At 72.7% G+C, this 23,597-nt stretch carries 16 protein-coding genes; 11 read left to right on the top strand and 5 right to left on the bottom strand.

Going from position 1 to position 23,597, the window contains the following annotated elements:
- Window positions 1–71 precede the first annotated feature (71 nt).
- The 7 genes from ACH35V_RS32035 to ACH35V_RS32005 are packed head-to-tail and all read left to right on the top strand — an operon-like array spanning window position 72 to window position 7,521.
- Complete coding sequence (locus ACH35V_RS32035; RefSeq protein WP_395978147.1) at window positions 72–854, top strand: TIM barrel protein; 783 nt, start codon at window positions 72–74, stop codon at window positions 852–854.
- A complete protein-coding gene (iolC, locus tag ACH35V_RS32030) occupies window positions 851–1,783 on the top strand; it encodes a 5-dehydro-2-deoxygluconokinase (RefSeq protein ID WP_395978145.1) in 933 nt (310 codons plus the stop codon). The genes ACH35V_RS32035 and iolC overlap by 4 nt, the downstream gene beginning before the upstream one ends.
- Window positions 1,783–2,643: a 5-deoxy-glucuronate isomerase gene (gene iolB, locus ACH35V_RS32025; protein WP_395978292.1), complete on the top strand. Its 861-nt coding sequence runs from the start codon at window positions 1,783–1,785 to the stop codon at window positions 2,641–2,643. Before iolC ends, iolB begins: the two co-directional genes overlap by 1 nt.
- Complete coding sequence (gene iolD, locus ACH35V_RS32020; RefSeq protein WP_395978143.1) at window positions 2,640–4,490, top strand: 3D-(3,5/4)-trihydroxycyclohexane-1,2-dione acylhydrolase (decyclizing); 1,851 nt, start codon at window positions 2,640–2,642, stop codon at window positions 4,488–4,490. The genes iolB and iolD overlap by 4 nt, the downstream gene beginning before the upstream one ends.
- Window positions 4,491–4,535: 45 nt before the next feature.
- Window positions 4,536–5,525, top strand: coding sequence for a sugar ABC transporter substrate-binding protein (locus tag ACH35V_RS32015; protein ID WP_395978141.1), 990 nt, complete (start codon window positions 4,536–4,538; stop codon window positions 5,523–5,525).
- On the top strand, window positions 5,522–6,655 hold the full coding sequence (locus tag ACH35V_RS32010) for an ABC transporter permease (RefSeq protein WP_395978139.1): 1,134 nt from the start codon (window positions 5,522–5,524) through the stop codon (window positions 6,653–6,655). The genes ACH35V_RS32015 and ACH35V_RS32010 overlap by 4 nt, the downstream gene beginning before the upstream one ends.
- Window positions 6,652–7,521 carry an ATP-binding cassette domain-containing protein gene (locus ACH35V_RS32005; protein WP_395978137.1) on the top strand — a complete coding sequence of 290 codons (870 nt, stop codon included), beginning with the start codon at window positions 6,652–6,654 and terminating at the stop codon, window positions 7,519–7,521. Before ACH35V_RS32010 ends, ACH35V_RS32005 begins: the two co-directional genes overlap by 4 nt.
- A 222-nt stretch (window positions 7,522–7,743) precedes the next feature.
- Here ACH35V_RS32005 and ACH35V_RS32000 read toward each other — a convergent pair whose 3' ends face one another.
- From ACH35V_RS32000 to ACH35V_RS31980, 5 genes are read right to left on the bottom strand one after another with little or no spacing between them, the layout of a single operon-like run.
- Complete coding sequence (locus tag ACH35V_RS32000; protein ID WP_395978135.1) at window positions 7,744–11,331, bottom strand: hypothetical protein; 3,588 nt, start codon at window positions 11,329–11,331, stop codon at window positions 7,744–7,746.
- Between the two features lie 33 nt (window positions 11,332–11,364).
- The gene (locus ACH35V_RS31995) at window positions 11,365–14,463 is read right to left on the bottom strand and encodes a chromosome partitioning protein ParA (RefSeq protein WP_395978133.1); all 3,099 of its coding nucleotides are present in this window, start codon (window positions 14,461–14,463) and stop codon (window positions 11,365–11,367) included.
- Window positions 14,460–15,116 carry a hypothetical protein gene (locus ACH35V_RS31990; protein WP_395978131.1) on the bottom strand — a complete coding sequence of 219 codons (657 nt, stop codon included), beginning with the start codon at window positions 15,114–15,116 and terminating at the stop codon, window positions 14,460–14,462. Before ACH35V_RS31990 ends, ACH35V_RS31995 begins: the two co-directional genes overlap by 4 nt.
- Window positions 15,109–15,834, bottom strand: coding sequence for a hypothetical protein (locus tag ACH35V_RS31985; RefSeq protein WP_395978129.1), 726 nt, complete (start codon window positions 15,832–15,834; stop codon window positions 15,109–15,111). The genes ACH35V_RS31990 and ACH35V_RS31985 overlap by 8 nt, the downstream gene beginning before the upstream one ends.
- A complete protein-coding gene (locus tag ACH35V_RS31980) occupies window positions 15,831–17,042 on the bottom strand; it encodes a hypothetical protein (RefSeq protein ID WP_395978127.1) in 1,212 nt (403 codons plus the stop codon). The genes ACH35V_RS31985 and ACH35V_RS31980 overlap by 4 nt, the downstream gene beginning before the upstream one ends.
- A gap of 171 nt (window positions 17,043–17,213) precedes the next feature.
- Between ACH35V_RS31980 and ACH35V_RS31975 the strand changes: the two genes are divergently transcribed.
- From ACH35V_RS31975 to ACH35V_RS31960, 4 genes are all read left to right on the top strand, one after another.
- The gene (locus tag ACH35V_RS31975; protein ID WP_395978125.1) at window positions 17,214–19,883 is read left to right on the top strand and encodes a LuxR C-terminal-related transcriptional regulator; all 2,670 of its coding nucleotides are present in this window, start codon (window positions 17,214–17,216) and stop codon (window positions 19,881–19,883) included.
- A gap of 12 nt (window positions 19,884–19,895) precedes the next feature.
- Window positions 19,896–20,420 carry a S1 RNA-binding domain-containing protein gene (locus ACH35V_RS31970; RefSeq protein WP_395978123.1) on the top strand — a complete coding sequence of 175 codons (525 nt, stop codon included), beginning with the start codon at window positions 19,896–19,898 and terminating at the stop codon, window positions 20,418–20,420.
- Window positions 20,421–21,161: 741 nt separating this feature from the next.
- Window positions 21,162–22,595, top strand: a complete 1,434-nt coding sequence (locus tag ACH35V_RS31965; protein ID WP_395978121.1) for a class I adenylate-forming enzyme family protein — start codon at window positions 21,162–21,164, stop codon at window positions 22,593–22,595.
- A 65-nt stretch (window positions 22,596–22,660) separates the two neighbouring features.
- Window positions 22,661–23,587: an AMP-binding protein gene (locus tag ACH35V_RS31960; RefSeq protein WP_395978119.1), complete on the top strand. Its 927-nt coding sequence runs from the start codon at window positions 22,661–22,663 to the stop codon at window positions 23,585–23,587.
- Window positions 23,588–23,597 lie beyond the last annotated feature (10 nt).

The raw sequence follows: 23,597 nt of genomic DNA, 5'->3' as shown, positions 1-23,597 counted from the left end.
TCGCGGGCGCGCCGATTTCCTGGGGCGTGTGCGAGGTGCCTGGGTGGGGCCACCAGATGGAGCCCGCACGGGTGCTCGCCGAGATGCGCGACCTTGGCCTCGCCGCCACCGAACTGGGTCCGGACGGTTTCCTGCCGGGCGGCGCGCATGCCAGGGAGGAAATGCTGGCCTCCTACGGGCTGGGGCTCGTGGGCGCGTTCATTCCGGTTGTTTTGCACGATCCAGCGTCCGACCCGCTGCCGTCGCTAGACCGGGTGCTGGACGCCACTGACGGCGTCCTAGTGCTCGCCGCCGCCACTGGGCTCGACGGCTACGACGGGCGGCCGGAACTGGACGCGGAGGCGTGGGCGACGCTGCTCGCCACCCTGGATGCGATCACGCTGAGGGCCGCCGCGCGCGGCCGTCTGGTCACCCTGCATCCGCACGTAGGGACGGTCGTGGAAGGGCGCGCCGAGGTCGAGCGTGTACTGGACGGCAGCAACGTTCCGCTCTGCCTGGACACTGGGCATCTGTTGGTCGGCGGCACGGATCCGGTGTGGCTGGCGCGTTTCGCAGCGCGGCGCATAGCGCACGTCCATCTGAAGGACGTGGACGTGAGTCTTGCCCGGCGCGTGCTCAACGGCGAGGTCGCCTACACGGACGCGGTGCGCGACGGTCTGTACCGACCGCTCGGGGACGGCGACATCGACATCCCCGGCATCATCCGCACCCTGGAGGACGCCGGTTACGAAGGCTGGTACGTGATGGAGCAGGACACCGTCCTGACCGAAGAGCCCGCAGACGGCGGCGGACCGTACGACGACGTCCGCAGGAGCCTCGAGTTCCTCGCCTTCCACGCCGGAGCGGCCCGATGACGTTCGACCTCATCACCATGGGACGGGTGAGCGTCGACGTCTATCCGGACCAGGTGGGCGTGCCGCTGGAGGACGTCGAGTCTTTCGGTAAGTACCTGGGCGGCAGTCCCACCAACGTCGCCGTTGCGGCGGCACGGTACGGGCGTCGCACCGCCGTCATCACCCGTACTGGCGAGGACCCGTTCGGACGGTTCGTCCACAAGGCGCTCCAGGGTTACGGCGTAGACGACAGGTACGTCACGGCCGTTCCCGGGCTGCCCACGCCGCTGGCCTTCTGCGAGATCTTCCCGCCGGACGATTTCCCGCTGTACTTCTACCGCTATCCCAAGGCCCCCGACCTGGAGATCTACACCCAAGAGCTGGACCTTGAGGCGATCCGCGAGGCCCGCATCATGTGGGGAACCGTCACGGGCCTTTCGCAGGAGCCGAGCCGTTCGGCCACCCTGTCCGCGCTGTCCGAACACCCTGGGCAGACCGTCCTCGACCTGGATTACCGTCCGATGCTCTGGGATGACCCAAGCGAAGCACCGCACTGGGCAGGGCTCGCCTTGGAACGCGCCTCCGTCGCCGTCGGAAACCTGGAGGAGTGCGAGGTCGCCGTGGGGGAGCGGGAGCCGCGCGCCGCCGCCCGCGCGATCCTTCAACGCGGCCCAGAACTCGCCATCGTGAAAATGGGCCCGGACGGCGTGCTCGCCGCGACGTCCACGGAGATGGTGGAGGTTCCCCCGGTCAAGGTCGACGTCGTCAACGGGCTCGGCGCGGGGGACGCGTTCGGCGGCGCGATCTGCCACGGCCTCCTGTCCGGGTGGGGCCTGCGGCGGCTCATCGAGTTCGCGGGCGCCGCCGGGGCCCTCGTCGCGTCCCGCATCGCCTGTTCCGACGCGATGCCCGCGCAGGACGAGGTCGAGGAACTCCTGGAGCGTGCGTGATGAAGCACCACCTGCCCGCCGGAACCGCCGCTGAAGGACCGTACGCGCTGGCCGTGACACCGGAGTCGGCCGGATGGGCGTACTCGGCGTTGCGCGTGCTGGAGCTTCCTGCCGGTGGCTCGCACGAGTTCGCGACCGGTGAGTTCGAGACGATCGTGCTGCCGCTGGCAGGGTCGTGCACGGTCGAGTGCGACGGGGAGCGGTTCGAGCTGGCCGGGCGAGACGACGTCTTCAGCCGCGTCAGCGATTTCGCCTATGCGCCGCGCGACGCGCGCGTACGAGTGCGGGGCAGTGGACGATTCGCGCTGGCGGGGGCTCGATGTGAGGCGCGACTGACACCGCGCTACGGCCCGGCAGAGGACGTCCCTGTGGAATTGCGGGGTGCGGGTGCCGCAAGCCGCCAGGTGAACAATTTCGGCACGCCCGAGGGTTTCCCCTTCGCCGAGAAGCTGATCGCGTGCGAGGTGCTGACGCCGGGCGGGTGCTGGTCGTCGTTCCCGCCGCACAAGCACGACGAGGAGACGCCGGACGAGGCCGTCCTGGAGGAGATCTACTACTTCGAGGTGGCGGGCGAGTCCGGGATGGCCTATCAGCGGGTGTACGGGTCGTTTGGGCGTCCGATCGACGTGCTCGCGGAGGTGCGCAGTGGTGACGCGGTACTGATTCCGCATGGCTGGCATGGCCCGTCCATGGCCGTGCCTGGGCACGACCTGTACTACCTCAACGTGATGGCGGGTCCGGCGGACGAGCGCGCCTGGCGGATCTGCGACGACCCGGCGCACGCCTGGATCCGCGGCACCTGGGCTGGGCAGCCGGTCGATCCGCGCCTGCCGCTCACCTCGGCGGAGGGACGGTCATGAGGCTCACGGTGGGGCAGGCAGTGGTCCGCTTCCTGGCGGCGCAGTACAGCGAGCGAGACGGGACGGAGCGACGCTTCTTCGCGGGCTGTTTCGGCATCTTCGGGCACGGCAACGTCGCAGGCATCGGGCAAGCCCTGCTGGAGCACGCCGACGACTTGCCCTACTACATGGCGCGCAACGAACAAGCGATGGTGCACACCGCCTCGGGATACGCCCGGATGAACGACCGGATGGCCACCTTCGCCTGCACCACGTCCATCGGACCCGGCGCGACCAACATGGTGACCGGTGCGGCGCTGGCCACGATCAACCGGCTCCCCGTCCTGCTGCTGCCAGGCGACATCTTCGCAACCCGCGTGGCCAACCCGGTCTTGCAGGAGTTGGAGGACGCGCGCTCCTACGACGTGTCGGTCAACGACTGCTTCAAGCCCGTGTCGAAGTACTGGGACCGCATCAATCGGCCCGAACAGCTGCCGAGCGCATTGCTGGCGGCGATGAGAGTGCTCACCGACCCTGCCGAGACCGGTGCGGTCACCCTCGCACTGCCCCAGGACGTCCAGGCTGAAGCGTACGACTGGCCGGACGAACTGTTCGCTCGCAGGGTGTGGCGCATTCCGCGTCCGCTGCCGGAACCTGCCGCGTTGGACGAAGCGTCCGCTGTGTTGGAAGCTGCTGAGCGTCCGCTGATCGTGGCGGGCGGCGGTGTCATCTACTCCCACGCGACCGACGAACTGCGCGCGTTCGCCGAACGCACCGGCATCCCAGTGGCCGAGACCCAAGCGGGCAAAGGCTCCCTGCCCTGGGACCACGAACGCTCTGTCGGCGCCATAGGAGCGACTGGCACGACGGCCGCGAACGCACTCGCCCGCACAGCGGACGTGGTTCTCGGCATAGGAACCCGCTACAGCGACTTCACGACCGCGTCCCGCAGCCTGTTCGCCAACCCAGACGTGCGGTTCGTGAACATCAACGTCGCCCGTCCGGACGCGGTCAAGCTCGGCGGCGTGTCCGTCGTCGCCGACGCCAGGGAAGGGCTCAGAGGGCTCCACGCCGCCGTCGACGGCTACACCGTGTCCGAGGTCTACCGCGGCGAGGCCAGAACCCTGACGGCCGACTGGAACGCCCAAGTGGACGGTGCGTTCGCCCCCCAGGGCGGGAGGCTGCTCACCCAGTCCGAGGTGATCGGGGCCGTCAACGAGGAGTCCGGGCCACGGGACGTGGTGGTCTGCGCGGCCGGATCCATGCCCGGCGACCTGCACAAGCTGTGGCGGACCCGCGACCCGAAGGGCTACCACGTCGAGTACGGCTACTCCTGCATGGGCTACGAGATCGCGGGCGGGCTCGGCGTGAAGCTGGCCGCGCCGGACCGCGAGGTGTTCGTCCTGGTCGGGGACGGTTCGTACCTGATGATGGCGCAAGAGCTGGCCACGGCCGCCGCCGAGGGGATCAAGCTGATCGTCGTCCTCGTCCAGAACCACGGGTTCGCCTCGATCGGGAACCTGTCGGAATCGGTCGGCGCGCAGCGGTTCGGCACCCGCTACCGCGCCCGCACCGCCACCGGGCTCGACGGCGACCCGCTCCCGGTCGACCTCGCCGCGAACGCCGTCAGCCTCGGCGCGGACGTCGTCCGCGCCGCCGCCCTCGACGACCTGCGGGAAGCGCTCCGGCAGGCGCGGAAGGCCGACCGGACCACGGTTATCCACATTGAGACGAACCCCTTGGCAGGCCCCCCGGCCAGTGCGGCATGGTGGGACGTCCCGGTCGCGGAAGTGGCGGCGCTGGACTCCACCAGGGAGGCCCGCGCCCGATATGAGGCGGATCGGCGCGCGCGCCGCCACCATCTGTGATCAACTCCTCTGACCGACCACTCGGGGAGAAACGGAGAGCATCCGATGAGAGGCGTTTTCGCGTGTGGGACGTCCAGGAGACTCGCTGTCCTGGCCGCCGCGGCGCTGCTGGCGCTGAGCGCCTGCAGCAGTGAGGGCGGCAAGAAGTCCGAGGAGGCCCCGGAGGGCGCCGGCCCGCGGCTGAAGATCGCGATGGTCACCCACTCCGCCCCCGGCGACACCTTCTGGGACATCGTGCAGAAGGGCGCCAAGGCGGCCGCCGCCAAGGACAACGTCGAGTTCCTCTACTCCGCCGACCCGGACGGCGGCAAGCAGGCCCAGCTCGTCCAGGCCGCCATCGACAAGAAGGTCGACGGCATCATCGTCACGCTCGCCAAACCCGACGCGATGAAGGACGTCCTGGCCCGCGCCACCGCCGCGAAGATCCCGGTGGTCTCGATCAACTCCGGGCAGGGCGAGTCGGCCAAGCTGGGCGCGATCGCGCACTTCGGGCAGGACGAGTCGATCGCCGGCGAGGCCGCCGGGACGGAGATGGCCCGGATCGGCTCGAAGAAGGCGCTGTGCGTCATCCACGAGCAGGGCAACGTCGGCCTGGAAGACCGCTGCGCGGGCGCGAAGAAGACGTTCGGCGGCCAGATGGAGAACCTGTTCGTCCAGGGCGCGAACATGCCTGAGGTCAAGTCGTCCATCACTGCCAAGCTCCAGGCCGACGACGGTGTCGACGGGATCCTCACGCTCGGCGCGCCGTTCGCCGCCACCGCCGTCGACTCGGTGAAGGAGACCGGCTCCAAGGCCAAGATCGGAACGTTCGACCTGAACAAGGACCTCATCGCCTCGATCACCTCGGGCGCCATCCTGTTCGCCGTCGACCAGCAGCCCTACCTGCAGGGATACGGCGCCGTCGACCAGCTGTGGCTGCTGCGGAACAACGGCAACGTCCTCGGCGGCGGGCGACCCGTGCTGACCGGCCCGGCGATCGTCACCAAGCAGAACGCCGGTCAGCTGGAGGCGTTCGCGAACCGGGGGACGCGATGACCCACGCGGCGTCATCGGGCCTGGCGGAGCCGCCGGTGGCGAAGCCGGGCCCGGACGAGCGCCTGTCCCGGCAGTCGCTCCCGCGGCGGCTGCTGGGCCGTCCCGAGCTCGGCGCGCTGCTCGGCGCCGTCGCGCTGTTCGCGTTCTTCTCGATCGTCGCGGACGCGTTCCTGGAGGCCGGGTCGTTCTCCACCGTCCTGTACGCCGCCTCCACGTACGGGATCATGGCGGTCGGCGTGTCGCTGCTCATGATCGGCGGCGAGTTCGACCTGTCCGCCGGGGTGATGGTGACGTCCGCGGCCCTGATCGCCGCGCTGACCGCCTACCAGCTCACGCTGAACGTGTGGGCCGGCGTGGTGATCTCCCTCGTGCTGACGCTGGCGCTCGGCATGGTGAACGGCCTGCTCTACGTCCGGACGAAGCTGCCGAGCTTCATCATCACCCTCGCCACGTTCTTCATGCTCGCCGGACTGAACCTCGGCGTGACGAAGGCGCTCACCGGCAACGTCGCCAGCGACTCCGTCCGCGAGATGGACGGCTTCGACAGCGCCCGCTGGATCTTCGCGTCCGACATCGGCGTGCTGGACCTCCTCGACACCCTCTACGTGCTGGGCGTCGTCGAGGCCCTCGGCCTCGACGGCGCCCTCGACCTCAAGATCAAGATCACGGTGCTCTGGTGGCTGCTGTTCGTCGCGATCGCGACCTGGATCCTGCTGCGCACCCGGACCGGCAACTGGATCTTCGCGGCGGGCGGCTCCGCGGCCAGCGCCCGCGCCGTCGGCGTCCCGGTCGCCCGCGTCAAGATCGGCCTGTTCATGGGCGTCGCGTTCTGCGCCTGGTTCTCCGGGATGCACCTGGTGTTCGCGTTCGCGACGGTCCAGTCGGGGGAGGGCGTCGGCAACGAGTTCCTGTACATCATCTGCGCGGTCATCGGCGGGTGCCTGCTGACCGGCGGCTACGGGTCGGCGATCGGCGCGGCGATCGGCGCGTTCATCTTCGGCATGACGAACAAGGGCATCGTGTACGCGGAGTGGAACCCGGACTGGTTCCGGTTCTTCCTCGGCGCGATGCTGCTCATCGCCACCGTGGTGAACCTGATCGTCCGGCGCAGAGTGGAGCGGTCGTCATGACGGACACGACGCACACGGCGGACACGACGCCGGAGCCGGAGGCGCCGCTGATCAGGCTGACCGGCGTCGGCAAGAACTACGGCAACGTCATCGCGCTCCGCGACGTGAGCCTGGAGGCGTCCGCCGGCGAGGTCACCTGCGTGCTCGGCGACAACGGCGCGGGCAAGTCCACGCTCATCAAGATCGTCGCCGGGCTGCACCGCCACGACACCGGCGCCTACGAGGTGCAGGGCGAGAAGGTCGCGTTCGGCTCGCCCCGCGAGGCCCTCGACCGCGGCATCGCGACCGTCTACCAGGACCTCGCCGTCGTCCCGCTGATGCCGGTCTGGCGGAACTTCTTCCTCGGCTCCGAGAAGCGCAAGGGCTTCGGCCTCCTGGACATCGAGTTCATGCGCAAGACCGCGCACGGCGAGATGGCGGCGATGGGCATCGACCTGCGCGACGTCGACCAGCCCATCGGCACCCTCTCCGGCGGCGAGCGGCAGTGCGTGGCGATCGCCCGCGCCGTCCACTTCGGCGCCAAGGCCCTCGTCCTGGACGAGCCCACCGCCGCCCTCGGCGTCAAACAGGCCGGGGTCGTGCTCCGCTACATCGTCCAGGCCCGCGAACGCGGCCTCGCGGTCATCTTCATCACCCACAACCCGCACCACGCCTATCCGGTCGGCGACCGCTTCCTGATCCTCAACCGCGGCCAGAGCATCGGCTACCACGCCAAGTCCGAGATCACCCGCGACGAACTGACCGCCCTCATGGCCGGAGGCAAAGAACTGGAGGAACTAGCCCACGAACTCGACACCGCAGGCTCGTCCACAACCGCGAAACAACTGACAAAGGAGGCAGAACACCTGGGCCTAACCGACGACTGACCAGGGGGCAGCGACCCGGTGACTCAGAGGCGGCACGAACTTCGTGGGCGGCGAAGGCCGTGTCGGATTGGGGTGGGTATCGAGGGTCCGTGGGAGATGCCGCTGATGAGTGGCGCTGGCCGGCCACCCGGGACGTCGTAACCGTTGTCGGCGGTGAAGGCCGTATCGGACGAGGTGAAGGGGATGGTGCATAGACGTTTGCGCTGACCAGGGGGCGCGCGGTCACTCTGGGGCGGTGTGGATGGTGCGGGCGGTGAAAGCCGTGTCTGGATCGGGGTGGGCGCGGAGGGTGCGCAGGAGAGTCCGCCAGTCTTCGGACCAGCCCGCGCGGGGGCCGTGACGTCCGATGAGCGCGCAGGCGAGCAGCCCGCCCGGCAGGTCGCCTCGCGCCGCGAGCCGGACGGCGTGCGGCAGCACCTGCGCCGGGTCGGGCCGATCGGGAGGGTAGGCCCGGCGGTGCGGGCCCTGCTCCTCCCCAGCGAGCGCCTCGCCAACGCGCACCACCGCAAGCACGCTGCCCGGCCCGCTGCCCGGCCCGCCGCTTGGACCGCTGCCCGGACCGCCGCCCGGACCGTCGCTTGGACCGTCGCCCGGACCGTCGCTTGGGCCGTCGCTTGGACCGCTGCCCGGCCCGTCGCTTGGACCGTCGCTTGGACCGTCGCCTGGGGCACCGCTTGGACCGCCGCTTGGACTGCGGCCCGTCGCGGTGGGCGCGGTGGGGGTGGGTGGTCGGACTGGGGCGGTGTTGTGGGCGCAGCTTTCGGCGAGGGCGTCCAGGGTGGCGGCCGTGTCGAGGGTGTCCCAGCGGAGGGTGGCCGCGGCCAGTTCGCGGGCGAGCTGGTCCGGTAGGCGGCCCGCGACGGCGCTGATGGCGTGCTCGGCCGCATCGCGATGGCGTACGGCCACGCCGCGGATGTCGGAGACGAGGGCGTCCAGCCGCCGTGCGGCGGGGAGGTCGCGTTCGGGCTCGGCGTCCGGCGCGCCCGGGGCGGGGTTCGACGCGGCGGCGGTCAGTTCGGCGGCCGCCCTGCTCAGCTCGGCGGCGCCGAGGGCCTGCCGCGTCACGCAGCCGACGAGCGCGGTCAGCGCCCTCCGCCAGGCGCGGGTGTCGCCGAGGTCGGTGACGACGTCGGCCAGGAGCACGGGAGCGTCCGGGGCCCACGGCGCCCACAGGGCGGCCGCGAGCAGCGCCGAGACGCGCGTCTCGGCCTCGGCGGAACGGGCCACCCGCAGGATCAGCTCGGCGTAGGCCGCCCGGTTCCGCTCCTCGACGTGGAGCGGCCCACTGCTGATCACCTGGCGGGCGAGGTCACGCGGTCCCTCGGCGGCCTCCCGCAGGATCCGCTGCGCGATCGGGTCGCCCAGGTGGGGGCGGACGGCCGAGACGATCGCCACGCGGACGTCCCGGTGCTGGTCCGGGTCGTCCCAGGCGGCGGCGACGAGGCGGAGCGCGTCCGGCACGCGGTTGCGCAGCAGGATCCGCAGCGCCTCCTTGCGCGCGGTGATCTTCCCGTCCGCCAGCGCGGGGCCCAGTGCCGCCGCCAGCGCCGACGGCGGCGCGAACCGGGCCGCGCGGGTGGCGGCGTACACCGCCACGTGCGCGTCGTCGGACGACGCGTACGCCAGCAGCCGGGGCAGCGTCTCCTGCGGAGACGGCGTCCAGGCCAGCGCGGTCAGCGCCGCGCGGCGGACGTACGGGTCGCCGTCGAGGAACGCGCCGATCCGGGCCGGGTCCACGCCGGGCACCCGCGCCATCTGCGCCACCGCGCCCGCGCGGTCGGCGTCGGGCAGCGTCCCGCTCGCGGCGCGTTCGAGGAGCGCCAGGTAGGTCTCGCGCTGCCGGGCCGTCCAGCGGCGCGTCCACGGCCGCGTCGCCTGAGGCACGTAGACGACGTCGGCGCGCCTGAACCTGCCCTCCGGGGTGTTCTCCGCCAGGACGAGGTGCAGCAGGTCGGTGCGCTCACGGGCGATCGCGGCGAGCACCGCGGGGATGGCGACCGCCGACGGGTCCCTCGCGACGACCGTCCCGACCCGTTCCGCGCGTGTCCCGGGCGCCGCGAGCCAGAACGTGATCGCCCTGCGGAGGACGCCGTCGTCGCGGGCCTCCAGGGCGGCTTCGAGCGCGTCCTGAACCGGCCTGACGTGGTGTGCGCGGCGCCCGAGCGCCCCTGCCGTCAGCAGCGCCAGCCGGTGGTCGTCGCGGCGCGCGGCGGCCTCCAGATGCGGCGCGAGGGCGGCGCCGAGCCGGTGCTCGTCACCGCGCCGCAGCACCTGGTCGAGGCGTCCCAGGTGCCCGGTTCCGGTGTGGCCGACCAGCCGCTCCGCCAGGTCCAGCGCGAACAGCAGCAGGTCGGGGTCGTCGCGGACGGCGCCCTGCCGCGCGAAGGCGGCGGCGATCCGGCCGAGCGCGCGCCGCGTCATGTACGAGCAGTCGCGGGCGTTGAGCGCGTCGTCCGCGAGCCGCCCGACCTCCGCGGCGTGCTCCGTGCGGAGCATGCCCTCCGGGACGTGCGCCAGCGCGTTCAGCGCGCCGTACCGGACGGGGTCCTGGTCGTTGCGGAGCCGCCCGAGCGACTCCATCGCCCGGGTCAGCGTCGCGGGATCGCCGTCGCGGCCCGCGCACGCCACGAGCAGCGCGTACCCGGCCGCGCGCTCGTCGGCGACCGGCCGGCGGGTCAGCTCCGACAGGACCGGCAGCGCCTCGTCGTAGGGCAGGAACGCGGTCAGCTCCCGGCCCGACGACGGCGACTCGGCGACCCTGCGCAGGCCGAGCATCCGGCGGGCCTCCCTCACCCGGACGGCGTGCGGCAGGACGTTCAGCAGCGACGCGCCGAACTCGCGCGCGGTCAGGTCGACGCCGTCCATCGCGGCGTCGAACACGGCGGCGCGGCGGCCCGGCGCGAACGCCTTGAGCAGGAGGGTCAGCGCCGACTCGTCCTCCCGGACGGCGCGGGCGACCGCCGCGATGTCGGCGCCGGCGAGCCGGGTCAGCCGGTCCCGCACCGACCGGCGGTGCAGCAGCAGCCGCAGATGGCCGCGATGCCCGTCGGACAGCAGCAGCCGGATCATGCGGGACGGTTCGGCGTCGATCAGCATGCCCATCATGGCCCGCAGACCGTCCGGGAACGGCCCGGCGGGAATGTACCGTTCGAGTAGCGCGACGACGCGTCCGGGATCGTGGTGCAGCGCCGCCGCGACGCCGGGCGCGTGCACGAACCACCACGGCGCCCGGACGCCCTCGGGCAGTTCGGCGAGCCGCCGCTCCGCATGGTCGAGCATGATGCCGGGATGCGCGTGACCCACAGACCGCCAGTTCGGGACGGCATGCGCGAGCCCGTCGATCCTGGCCGCCGCGACCTCCGGGCTGCAGGCGGCCAGCAGCGCCGCGGCCTCGCCGTCACCCCACCGGGCGGCGACCTCGCCGACGAGCGCGTCCGCCAGGTCGGCGCGACGGTACTTGCGGACGGCGTCGTACAGCGCCCCGCGCGCGGCAGCGGGCGCGTCGGCGACGCCGTCCAGGAACGGCGCCGCGTCGACACCGAACCGGACGCCCAGCCGGATCGCCTCGCACGCCAGTTCGGCGTCAGGGTTCCGCGTCGCCGCGGCCAGATGCGCCAACGACGCCTCGTCCCGCACGGAGGCAGCGACGAACAGCGCGAGCGACCGCTCGTAGTTCCCGCCCTGGGACAGCCCGTCCAGCACGGCGGCGACCTCCGGCCGCCCTGCGGAGCGGCGCAGTTCGGCCAGGCGCAGGCACCGCTCCTTGAACGGCAGCGGCTCGATCTCGGTCAGGAGCTCGTCGACGCGCATGGCGCGCAATCCTGCCCGATCAATCCGCCACTTTCATCCGGTTTCCTCTAGCGGACGGGCTGCGATGATCTGTTCCGCGAGTTTGCGGACGCGGGCCTCGTGCTCGTCGTAGCCGACGACGACCGGCGGCTCGTTGTACGGCATCGTGTCGGACGAGCGGCGCAGTTTCACGTACTGGCCGCACGCGTCGATCGCGTACGGTTCCATGTCGTCCTGCAGGGCGCCGATCACGGTGATGCCGTGCGTCTCACCGATTTTGCGGAACAGCGCGACGGCCTCTTTGCGGTGCTCCTTGCCTAGGTTGCGGCCCAGCTCGTCTAGGACGAGGCAGAGGCGGCCTCCGCCGGAGCTTGCGAGCGCAGCCGCGCACACCAGTTTGACGGCCTTCTCGTCCATGAGGGCGGTGTTCGCACGACGGTTGTACGGGACGTAGCGCTGCCCGTCCGAGCGCCGCCATTTCGGCGTGACCCGCCAGCGCCACTCCTGCTCGGGGTCGGCGGGTTGCTCCGGGGTGGGAAATTCCAGCGTCGCGCCGTAGCCGCCATAGGCGACGTCGAGTTTCTCGAATTCGTCCGACACGCGCTGCAGGCGGGCGCGGATCGCGGCGGTCAGCGCCGTGCGGTGCGCTTCCGCTGCGCCCGCCGCCTCCGTCGCGCCCTTCTGCGCTTTCTCCAGATCGGCGCGGCGCGCCGAGATTTGCACCTCGATCTGCCGCCGCTGGTGTTTTTCGTAGTCCTCCTGCTGGCGCAGGTAGGCCTCCACGGCCTTCACCAGGCGCGGGAACGTCGCCTGTTCGCGGTCGGTACGGCGGCCCTCGCCCTCGGCGCGTTCGCGCAGTAGGAACCGGATCTCCTCCGGCATGTCGTCGTCGGACGGACCGTCCGGGAACACACGGCGGAGTGCCTCGGACAGGTGCTTCTCAGCGTTGTGCCACCATTCGGCGGGCGTCCATGTGGATTCGTCGTCGTCCAGGCCGGACAGCCATTCCGCAGCGCCCTCGCGGGTGCCGCCCCAGTCTCTCTCTAGGGCGTCCAGGCCGAGCGCGGCGCGCTTGTCGGCCAGTTCGGACGATGCGCGCCGGAGCTTGTCGCGTTCGCGTTCGTGCGCTTCACGGCGTCCGCGCAGCCGGTCGATTTCCAGCGCGCGCGTGTCGGCTTTCGCCTGGAGGCGCCGCAGCGTCTGCTCCGCTGACCCTAGGCGCGGGCCTAGCCGGGACTCACCGGCCGCTAGCTCCTCCAGCCGTCCGCGCAGGCCGGTCATCGTCTCTCGGACGCCGTCCAACTCGTCGGCTGCGCGCGCGCCCGCGAGGCGCCGCCCGGCGAGCGCCACGTCGGCGGCGGCGTCGGACGTTGCCTGTTGCGCTTGCTCTAGGGATACCTGCGCTGCCTCCAGCGCGGCCCGTGCCGCCTGCACGCGTGCTACGCGTCCGGTCACCGGTTCGGGGAACCCGCCCACGATGACGACGGGCCGTTGTTGCGGTGGCGCCTCGGGGTCGTCGTTGAGGAAGGCGAAGAAGCGTCCTAGCGACTGCTCGCAGCTGATCCCTTCGGGGAGGCTGCCGTCGCCGCCTGCGGGGACGATCGTCGAGCCGGGCATGTCCTTGAGCGCGGCGACGGCGGCGTCGAGGTCGTCCGTCCCGACGACGACGGCCTCCCGGTACGGCCACAGGGCGGCTTCCCAGCGTTCCCGGACGCCTTCGGCCAGTTCCACCGCGTCCAGAAGCCCGACCGCGGCGATGCCCTTCGCGGTGAGCGCGCGGATCTGCGCGGGTGCGCTGCCCTCACCTGCCTCAGCTTCGGCCAGGGATCGCTCCGCGCGCGCGACAGTGCCCTTGGCCATTCCCAGCTGCTGCTGGGCTTCGTCGCGTCGTGCCTCTGCGCCGGCCAGTTCGGCGCGTGCTGTTTCGCCGTCGCGTCCGTCGGCCTCCCGCTGCCGTTCCTCCAGCGCGGAGACGCGTCGCCGTAGCTCGTCGAGGCTATTCCGGGCGACGGCCTTGTCCGCGCCCAGCTCGTCTACCTGGCCCTTCAGCTCGGCCAGGGCCGTGCCCGCCTCGGTCAGCTGCGCGTCCAGGGCTCCGCCGGTGAGCTGCTCCATCTCCCGCTCGGCGGCCTTGGCGGCGGCGGCCAGCTCGTCGCTCTCGCCGCGCAGCCGTTCCTGCTCGGCGGCGTGCGCGGCGTCGGCCTCCGCCGCGTCCACCAGGAGGCGGGCGTGACGCGTCCGCCAGTGCCGCAGCGCCGCCGCCACCTCGTCGCGGGCCTGGTCGCGCCGGTCGAACGTCTTCAGCAGCGCCGCCGCCTCCCGCTCCCACTCCGTGAGCCGCTCCGCGGCCTCCGCCGCCTTGGCGCGCTCGCGGTGCTCCTCAGCGCGGGACTTGCGCTCGGCCTCCAGCTCCCGGTCCAGCCCGGTCAGCGCCGCGATCGCGCTGAAGATGCGCTCGGGGGTGATCTCGTTCAGCGGCTGGGACAGCAGGTTCGTCGCGACTTTCGACCGTACGGACGTCGACAGGAACGACACGCACCGCACTTGCCCGCCGTAGAGGACGCGTGACAGGTCTTTCGCGACCAGATCGCGGCGTCCGGCGCTGCGCGGCAGGCCCGCCCAGAGCCGGTCGGCGAGCGACACACGATCGGCCTCGGACGGAGCCGCCGCCAGGTGGACGCCCTGCCGCCAGCGGATTTCCAGGTGCGGCGCGTCCACGTTCACTCGCAGCCACACGGTGAGCGCAGTTTCGCCCTCCATTTCCGTGGGCTCGGTGTAGTCGAAGACACCGACGATGTATCCGTGGTCTGCACTCGCCCACTGGCTGTCGCCCTGTGCTGCCAGTTCGGCGTTGAAAAGCAGTTCCGCTACCGCGCGCGCACCTGATGCGAACCGCCACTGCTCGTCGCCCAGGAGCGCCGTGATGGCGGCGATGAACGACGACTTGCCCGCGCCATTGGAGTCCTTGGGCCCTTGCCCGGCGACCACGATCAGCGTCCCGGGGACGGTCGGGACCGGATGCGTGGACAGCCGCGAGATGTTCACCGCCTGCACGGCCACCAGCGTCCGGTCGCCGACGACGTTCTCGGCGTTGCCGCGTGCGGGCTCCGGCACCAGCGATTCTGCGCGGCCAGGTTCGAGTACGGCCGTCATGTGTTCTCCCCCTGATCGCGTTCCCGTCCCCTGCGGCGCGCCCGGATCGCCGCCGCGAGCGGCGAATCGGGACCGGCGGCCAGGATCAGCTCCTCCTGCAGGCGGCGTCGCGCCGCGTCCGTCAGCCGGTGGAACTGCGGACCCGGGACGAATCCGCCCGCGTCGTCTGCGCCCGCCTTCACTTGCGACACCAGGCCCGCTAGGCGGAGCTTGCGCAGCGACGTTTCCAGCTCCCCAAGGGGCAGTTGCGTGCGGCGGCGCAGTTCGTCCATGGGTGTCGGGTAGGGCGACAGCCACGAATCGTCCGCCAGCGAACCCGCCGCCCGGGGAATGGCCACCGAGTGGATGAGGACCAGTGTCAGGACGGCCCGTTCCTGCACCGGCAGGACGCATTCGGGGTCTTGTGCCAGTTCGGCAGCGACATCGTCCCGGTATCCGGAAATCCACCGTGTCTGCTCGGAGCGGACCAGCGTCCGTCCGCTCAGCGCGAGCATCTGCTCGACCGTCCGGCGGAGGGACGGTTCCCGCAGCGCCGCGAACCGCACCTCCGGCACCGGCTCGGCCGCGTGCTCCACCGCCATGTAGGCCGCGACCAGGTCGGCCCGGCGCCGCTCGTCGTACGAGCGCAAGATCCCCTCGAACGGCTCACTCATCGCCGACTCCCGAGTTATCCACAGCTTCGGATTTTTCGGCGGCCGAGGCCGGGGCTGCGGCAGGGTCGGAGGGCAGGCGAGGGCTAGCAGGAGGTGCTGATGATTCAGCCGGTTGAGGCTCCGACTCGGGATCCGGTTCGGCGTCCGGGTGTGGCGGTTCGAGGTCCGGGCGTGGCGGTTCGGGGAGGCGGCGGAGGAGGTCCCGCAGTGACGCGAGCGACCCCTCCGACCACAGCGCGACCCGGGGGCCCGGGCGGACGGCGCCCGCAGGTTCGTCGAGGAGCAGCCAGCCCGTGTCCGACAGGCGGCGCATTTCGCCGGTGGCCCAGCGGCGGGCCAGGTCGGTGTCGCCCCGGGTCATGTTCGCGTACACGTCCAGGACGTCCGCGACCGTGGCCGGAGTGCCTGGCCACGGTGCGTCGTCGAGGCGAGGCCAGCAGCAGCGGAGCGCGGCGGCGAGGACGCGGCGCGCCTGCCCCGAGCGGTCCAGCGGCATCGGCGGGGTCTCGTACTCCTCCAGCAGCGCGGGCGTCGCACCGTCCGGCCACTCCGGGAGCAGCCAGACGCGGGCGCCGTCCGTCGCCCCGACCGCGCCGGGCGGAACGGGTTCGGACACGGCGATGGACGGCGCCCCCAGCACGCGCGCACGGGCCCGGCCCAGCACATGCGGATCCGGGCGGCTCGCCGGCGGGCGGTCGCCGGTCGCGGGGGCGGTCACTGGTTCGTCCTCTCGAACCAGCCGGGAGACACCCAGGTGGGGGAGCCGTGCGGCCGGACGGTCAGGCCGTCCGACCAGACGAGCCGGTAGGGGAGTTCGGGATGCAGATGAGCGGACGACAGGTCGGCGAGGACGCGGCGGGCGGTGGTCCAGTCCTGGGCGAGGACGTCCTCGACCGCGATCCGGTCGCGGCCGCGGAGGACCTGCTCGGCGATGCCGCGGAGCCGCTCCATGGCCGTCGTGTCCGAGCCCGCGTCGCCCGAGAGCCCGGGGTCTGGCACCGATGGGCGGGGCGGCGCCGGGCGCGGGGGCGTGGCGCGCGGGCCGTCCTCCACGGCCGTCACCACGGCGGACGGCTCGTGCCACGGCGCCGCGGCGTCGAAGACGAAACCGTCCAGGACGGCGGCGAGGTCCTCACGGGACGCGGTGCGGGTGAACGTCCGCCACGTCTCCGGCGGCAGGAGGGTCAGGTTCCGCGTCGTCCCCGCCGAGTCGGACAGGCGGGCCGCGGCGCGGCGGGACGCGTCGCCGTAGGCGTAGATGGCCGCGCGCAGGTCGGTGCACGTCCGATCGAGCTGCGGCCAGCGGCGCAGGATCGCACCGTGCAGGCGCTCCGCGCGCAGCAGGATCTCCTCGGTGCCCCACAACTTCGGCGCCTGCTCGCGGAGCTCCTCGATCGTCCCGTTCGTGAGCGTGACCAGCTCGACGCTCCACAGCCGGAACGCGCGCGCGAGCCCGTCCGCGCCGTCGCGCGCCTGCTCGGGCGTCATGCGGGGGTCGGCCACGTTGAGCTGCTCAAGGGCGAGGAGCCGGTGCATCTCGCTCTGCCCGCCGTCCAGCATCATCCGCCGGACGAACATGAGCCCGACCACGCTGGTGAACGACGCCCGGTACCGGAGCTGGTTCGGCTTCGGGAACACCTCGCGAATGGCGCCGAGCCCCTTCAGCACCCGCAGCCGGTTCTCGAACACCTCCGGCGGGTAGCGGCGGCACACGTAGCGCATCTGCTCGCGGCTCAGCCCGTCCTCGCCCGCGTCGGCGAACGCGGCGAGCAGCGTCTCGGCCACGTCCACGAGTTCCGGATCGTCCACGACGGCGCCGCCGTCGCGGGCCAGCGCCGCGAACATCTGCCGGTAGACGCCCAGCACCGCCTCGCCGACCAGGACGTCGTCGAGGCTGGCGGCTGCGTTCTCGGAGGTGGCGGACACGGCGCACTACGGTACGGCCACCACGCCGCCAAGGTGGAATCGGCGCCGCGAACACGTGAACAATCAAGTACACGAAACCGTGGCGGTGCACGCAGAGCGATGACACACTCACAATGCCATGACGGATGCCCCGGTCCGCGAGCCGCGCCGGGCTCGGAACGGCGGGGGAGCATGACCGCGACGACCACTCCCGTGAAGACGAACCTCCCCGCCGAACCCAACGCCTTCGTGGGCCGTGAACGCGACGTCGGCGACCTCGGGCGGCTGTTGGAGAGCATGCGCGCCGTGACGCTGTGCGGCGCCGGCGGCATCGGCAAGACCAGGCTCGCGCTGCACGTCGCGCACACGATGCTCGGCGCCGGCCCCGACGGCGTCGATGCCGGCCCCGACGGCGTCTGGTTCGTGGAACTGGCTGACGTCCGCCCGGACGGGACGACGGAGCCCGTCGCGCGTCGCGTCGCCACCGTCCTCTCCGTCGCGGAGGAGGACGGCCGCCCGCTCACCGAGACGCTCGCCGACGCGCTGCGCGCGCCCGCCGCCCTGATCGTCCTCGACAACTGCGAGCACGTCATCGAGGAATGCGCCAAGCTGACCGGCATGCTGCTGGCCCGCTGCCCGCGGCTGCGGGTGCTCGCCACCAGCCGCGAACCGCTCCGCATGGCGGGCGAGAACGTGTGGCGGGTCCCGCCCCTGGAGCCCGACGAGGCGCGGCGCCTGTTCATCGACCGCGCGAAGGCGGCGCGCCCCGGGTTCGACGGCGCGGACGCCGTCCACGAGGTCACCCGGGCCCTCGACGGGATGCCGCTCGCGCTGGAGCTCGCCGCGGCCCGCGTCCGCGTCCTGTCGGTGGAGCAGATCGCGCGGCGCCTCACCGACCGGTTCCGGCTGCTCAGCGCCGGGGACCGCACCGCCCCCGCCCGGCAGCGCACCCTCCGCGCCGCCATCGACTGGAGCCACGAGCTGCTGGACGACCCCGAACGCGTCCTGCTGCGCCGCCTGTCCGTCTTCTCCGGCTGGACGCTGGAGCAGGCCGAGCACGTCTGCGCCGACGCCGAGCTCCCCGCCGACGATGTCCTCGACCTGCTCACCGCGCTGGTCGACAAGTCCCTCGTGGCCGTGTCAGGCGAACTCGCCGGGGAGGTCCGGTTCCGGCAGCTCGACAGCATCCGCGAGTACGCGGCGGAGCGGCTCGCCGACGCCGGGGAGGACGAGACGTTCCGCGGCCGGCACCGCGACGCCGTCCTGCACGCGGCCGAACGGCACGGCCGGATCGCCGTCGCGCGCGACGACGCGGCCTGGGCCGAACGCGTGGCGCTGTTCAACTGGTACGACGTCGAATTCGGCAACGTCCGCTCCGCGCTCACCTGGTCCCTCGACCGCGGCGACGTCCGCGAGGGCCTGCGGATCTGCACCGCCCTGCGCACGTTCTGGATCGTCCGCGGCCGCGTCACCGAAGGGGCCGGCTGGACCGACCGCTTCCTCGCCGCGTCCCACGGGCTCGGCCCGAGCGTCCTCGGCCCGGCGCTCGTCGCCCGCGCCCAGCTCGCCCTCGGCGGCCGCGACTACGCGCAGGCCGCCCGGTACGCCGACGACGGCCTCGCGTCCTGCCGCGACTGCGGCGACGACTTCATGACCGCGTCCGCCCTGATCGCCGGCGCCGAATGCCTCGTCCGCGCCGGACGGCTCGCGGACGCCGCCGGACGCCTCGACGAGGCCGACGCCATCGCCGCCGCGCCCCGCCAGGAATGGAACCGCGCCTACGCCGCCGCCGTCCGCGGCTACCTGCTGATCCGCGGCTCCCGCCTCAGGGAGGCCCGCGAGCACCTGGACGCCGCCGCGACCGTCATGCGCGGCATCGGCCAGCTGTGGGGCGCCTCGCACGCCATGATCGGCCTCGGCCGCCTCGCCGAGCTGCGCGGCGACCACGCGTCCGCGCGCGGACACTACGCCGAGGTCCTGCCGATCCTCGCCGAGATCGGCGCCCGCCCCGAGATGGCGCGGGCCCTCGCCGGCCTGGGCCGCGTCGCCCTCGAACAGGACGACCTCCACACGGCCCGCGAGTCGCTCTCGCAGAGCCTCACGCTGAGCCGCTCGTCCGGCATCCGCCTGGACATGTCCCGCGCCCTGGACGCCTTCGCCGACCTGGTCGCCCGGGAGGGCGACGGCCGCGGCGCCGTCATACTCGCCGCCGCCGCGTCCGCGCTCCACGAGGCCACCGGCCGCGCCCCCGGCACCGGCGCCCGCCGCGAACGCACCCTGGAACCGATCCGCCGCAGACTAGGCGCCCCCCTCGTCGCCCAATTCTGGGGCGAGGGCCGGGCCATGCCCGTTGACGACGCCATCGCCCACGCCCTCCGCGACCCCGCCAACCCCCTGATCCCACACCCTCGTCCCGCGGACTCCGAACACCCGACCCCCACAGACCCGACCCTCGCATCCACCCGCGAAAGCCCTTCCCCCACCGATCCGGGACGTCCGACCCACACGACCGACCCGGAACGAACCGCCCCCACCTCCGAGCCCGCCCCGCCGGACCCAGCCGCCGATTCCGGACGCCTCGCCCCCGGACGCCCTCCTCCGACCGCCGCCGAACTGGGATTGCCCGCCCACGCCGCCGAGCCCGTGACCCCGCCGAGCACCCTCACCCCCCGGGAACGCGAGATCGCCCTCCTCGTCGCGCGCGGCCTCAGCAACCGCGGCGTGGCCGACGAACTCGTCATCAGCCCCGCCACCGTCGCCCGCCACGTCACCAACATCCTGACCAAACTGGGCTTCTCGTCCCGAGCCCAGATAGCCGCCTGGGCCGTGGACAACATCCACACCGACCCCCCGCCCCCGTAGGACGATCGCCTCATGCCCGGCCTGAACGAGCACGACATCACCTTCCTGCGGGGACTGCAGCGGGGCCAGACCATCACCGGCATCGTCACCGAGATCGCCGCCTTCGGAGTGACCTTCGTGGACATCGGCGGCTTCACCGCGATGATCAACATTCCGGAGCTGTCCTGGCGGCCCATCAGGCATCCCGGCGACGTCGTCGCCGTCGGAGAGGCGATCACCGCGCAGATCCTCGACATCGACCTCGGGCGTGGGCGGGTCTCGCTGTCCCTCAAAGCGCCCCAACCCGACCCGCTGATCGACCTCCGGCGACAGATCGGCAGCGTCGTCGCCGGCCCCGTCACCAAACTCGTCCCGTTCGGCGCCTTCCTCCGCGTCGAAGACCGCCCCGACGGCCTTGAGGGTCTGATCCACAAAGCCGCACTCGCCGGCCGCTCGATTCACGTCGGGGACGTCCTCGACGTCAGACTCGTCGGTGTGGACGTCGCCCGGCGCCGAATAGACCTAGCCCCGGTCCAGGACCAACGAGCCGACCCCTGAAAAACGCCAACCGCGCTGCACACCGCCACAACCCCACTGACCGTCCCGCCCGCTGGGCCCGCTGTCGCCCCCCCGAGGCCCTCACGGTCCCCGGCCGCTGGACCGGCCGTGGCCCCCGAGACCCTCACGGTCCCCGGCCGCTGGGCCCGCTGTCGCCCCCCGAGGCCCTCAGGGTCCCCGGCCGCTGGACCTGCCGTGGCCCCCGAGACCCTCACGGTCCCCGGCCGCTGGGCCCGCTGTCGCCCCCCGAGGCCCTCACGGTCCCCGGCCGCTGGACCTGCCGTGGCCCCCGAGACCCTCGCGGTCCCCGGCCGCTGGGCCCGCGGTCGCCCCGAGACCCCTCGCGGTCCCCGGCCGCTGGGCCCGCCGTCGCCCCCGAGACCCTTACCGTCCCGGCCGCCGCGTGCCGCGACCGCGACCGCGGACGGAGGCCGACGACGAGCGGTACCGGACGGAGCTGCTCGTCCGGCGGGGGAAGGAGTTCACCGGCGACATCACCCACCATCGTCTTGGCCGATCGGACCCTCCTGCGTCTTGGCCGATCGGACCCTTCTGCTGGTTTCCGAGTGCGGTCTTGGCGACGGCAAACCCGCTTCGGGACGCGCGACGTGTGGGTGCTGGCTCCTGGTCGGTGGAGGGTGGGTGTGTACATAGGGGCGGCGATTGGGGTGTGTTGAATACGACGGTGGTTGCGCAGTTCGGAGCATGTGCGGGGTTTCGGCGTTGATCTAGGTTCGCGGCATGCTTACCAGAGGGGTGGACCCGGCCGCCGCGTATCCGGCGGTCACGGTGACGCGGGCGGTGCTGGGGGTGTCGGGCGCGGATCCGGGGCGGGTTGCCGTGGTGGACGCCGCGTCCGGGCGTTCGGTGTCGTATGCGGAGTTGGGCGCCATGGTCGGGGACGTCGCGTCCGGGCTTGTTTCGGAGGGGATCGGGCCGGGGGACGTGGTCGGGCTGCACCTGCCGGACGGGCCGGAGTTCGCCGTCGCGCTGCACGCCGTCATCGCGGCCGGGGCGGTGCCGTTCCCGGTCGACGCGGCAGGTCTCGTGGATGCCGTGGATGCCGTCGGGGCCTGCGCCGTCATCACGTCTTCCGGAGAGTTCGACGGCGCGGCACGGAGATTGGAGTTCGATGTTCTGCGCGCGGGGGAGCCGGGCTGCGTGCCCGTGCCGGAGGCCGATCTCGACCGGGATGCGGCTCTGCTCGCCTGCACGCGCGGGCCCGGACGGACCGTCCGGCTCACGCATGCCGAGGTCGTGGCCGGGCTGGTCCGGGTCGCCGACGCCGGGATGATCGGGGGCGGCGACACCGTGCTGAGCGCGTTGCCGTTCAGCGATGTGCTCGGGTTGAACGGCGTGCTCAACCCGGCACTCCGGCTCGGTGCCACGGTCGTCGGGCTGGGCGGTCATGACCTGCTGCGGGCGATGCGGGATCACCGGGTGACCGTGGCGGTGTTGCCGCCGCGGCTCGTGGAGGCCCTCGCATACGACCGCGCCGTGGCCCGGTACGACCTGCACTCGCTGCGCGCCGTCGTCGCGGCGGGCGGGCCGCTGGCCGCCGAGGACGCCCGCGCCGCGGCGGCCCGGCTCGGCTGTCCCGTCCGGCAGGCGTACGGGCTGGCCGAGGCGGCCGGGTTCACGCATCTCAACCTGCGGGCCGCCGAGGAGGGCACGCTGGACTCGGTCGGACGGGGCCTGCCCGGCGTGACCTGGCACATCGTCAATCCCCGCAGCGGCGTCTCACAGGCGTCGTACCAGCCGGGCGAGCTGTGCGTCCGCCTTCCCGTCGCACGGACGGCGGACGTGCCCGTCCGGTGGCTGCCCACCGGGGACTCCGCCTTCGCCGACGACCACGGCCGCGTCTTCGTCCTCGGCCGGGTGACGGGCGTGCGTCCCGACCCGCCCGGCGAGCCGGAGTCGGTCTTGGCGGCGCATCCGTCGGTGCGCGACGCCGCCGTCGTACCCGCGCCGGACGGCGATCTCGGTCTCGCGCCGCACGCGTTCGTCGTCCTGGCGGAACCGGTGTCCGAGATCGACCTCTTCCGGCACGTCAACGGCCACGTTCCGCGGACCCGCGCGGTGTCCGCCGTGCACGTCGTGGACGAGATTCCCCGCACCTCGGACGGGCAGGTCCGGCGGCGGGAGCTGCTGGAACGCGTCGGCCTCAGCCCCTGATGTACACATCCGCCTACACATTTCTTCGGATGTGGAGATGGGCGCGCGCGGCGTACGTTCGGCGCATGCGCCAGGCAAGCCCCGCAACGCCCATGGCCGCCGGCACCACGATCACTGAGGCCGTCCTGGACGCGGTCAGGGTCAACGCCGCCCGCTGCGGCGGCGCCGCCCTCGTCGACCCGACGCGGGAACTCGGCTACGCGGCGTTCGCCGACGAGGTGACGGCGGCCGCGGACGGGCTGCGCCGGCACGGCGTGCGCCCCGGCGACGTCGGCGCGGTTCACGTCACGGGCGTCTGCGAGCTGGCCCTCGCCGTCCATGCGGTCTCCGCGTCCGGTGCCGTCCCGGCGCTTCTTCCGCCGGACGTGAAGGCCGCCGAGGCCGCGGCCCTGCTGAACCAGTGCGGCGCCCGCTTCCTGCTGGCCGGCGAGGACATCGCGGCCCGCTCTCTCGCGGCGGCGGAACGCTCCTATGTCAGGCAGATCTTCGCGTTCGGGGACGTCCCGGGCACGACGCCGTTCGGACGCCTTCTGGAGCCGGGCCCCGACGTCGGCGTCCCGCCGTCCCCCGACCCGCTCCGCGACCCGGCGCTGCGGCTGTGCGCGTCGTCCGAGGAGATCACGCACGCCGACCGGCTCGCCGACCTCTACCGTCTCGGCGGCGCGCTGGGCCTCGGCCGCGGCGACGTGCTCGCGCTCTCCGGCCGCGACGTCCCCGCCCCGACCTGGATCGGCCTGACCGACCTGTGCCTCACCCAGGGCGCCACCGCCGTCGGCGTGCCAGGCCCCGGAACGCGCGAACTCCTCGAAGCGATCCTCGACCGAGGGGCCACCGCCGCGGTCGTCACCCCCGCGAAGCTCCGGGCGATCGCGTTCGACCACGGCCGCATCCCTGTCACGGGCGTCCGCCTGCTGGTGACGGACGCGCCGTCCGCCGAAGCCGTCCGAACCTGCCGCAACCGCCACGGCTGGACGGTCTCCCCCCTCTCCTGACCCGCGACGC

This window comes from Actinomadura sp. 1N219, assembly GCF_044326405.1.
In the GTDB taxonomy this organism is placed as follows: domain Bacteria; phylum Actinomycetota; class Actinomycetes; order Streptosporangiales; family Streptosporangiaceae; genus Spirillospora.
The sequence above is the reverse complement of the archived record's forward strand: the minus strand, read 5'-3'. Positions and strand labels throughout refer to the sequence as shown.

Coding starts and splice junctions, on each gene's coding strand:
- ACH35V_RS32015 (WP_395978141.1), top strand. CDS start 4,536: ATGAGAGGCGTTTTCGCGTGTGGGACGTCCAGGAGACTCGCTGTCCTG.
- ACH35V_RS31970 (WP_395978123.1), top strand. CDS start 19,896: ATGCCCGGCCTGAACGAGCACGACATCACCTTCCTGCGGGGACTGCAG.
- ACH35V_RS31995 (WP_395978133.1), bottom strand. CDS start 14,463: ATGACGGCCGTACTCGAACCTGGCCGCGCAGAATCGCTGGTGCCGGAG.
- ACH35V_RS31960 (WP_395978119.1), top strand. CDS start 22,661: ATGCGCCAGGCAAGCCCCGCAACGCCCATGGCCGCCGGCACCACGATC.
- ACH35V_RS31975 (WP_395978125.1), top strand. CDS start 17,214: ATGACCGCGACGACCACTCCCGTGAAGACGAACCTCCCCGCCGAACCC.
- ACH35V_RS31990 (WP_395978131.1), bottom strand. CDS start 15,116: ATGAGTGAGCCGTTCGAGGGGATCTTGCGCTCGTACGACGAGCGGCGC.
- ACH35V_RS32005 (WP_395978137.1), top strand. CDS start 6,652: ATGACGGACACGACGCACACGGCGGACACGACGCCGGAGCCGGAGGCG.
- iolB (WP_395978292.1), top strand. CDS start 1,783: ATGAAGCACCACCTGCCCGCCGGAACCGCCGCTGAAGGACCGTACGCG.
- iolD (WP_395978143.1), top strand. CDS start 2,640: ATGAGGCTCACGGTGGGGCAGGCAGTGGTCCGCTTCCTGGCGGCGCAG.
- ACH35V_RS32000 (WP_395978135.1), bottom strand. CDS start 11,331: ATGCGCGTCGACGAGCTCCTGACCGAGATCGAGCCGCTGCCGTTCAAG.
- ACH35V_RS31965 (WP_395978121.1), top strand. CDS start 21,162: ATGCTTACCAGAGGGGTGGACCCGGCCGCCGCGTATCCGGCGGTCACG.
- iolC (WP_395978145.1), top strand. CDS start 851: ATGACGTTCGACCTCATCACCATGGGACGGGTGAGCGTCGACGTCTAT.
- ACH35V_RS32010 (WP_395978139.1), top strand. CDS start 5,522: ATGACCCACGCGGCGTCATCGGGCCTGGCGGAGCCGCCGGTGGCGAAG.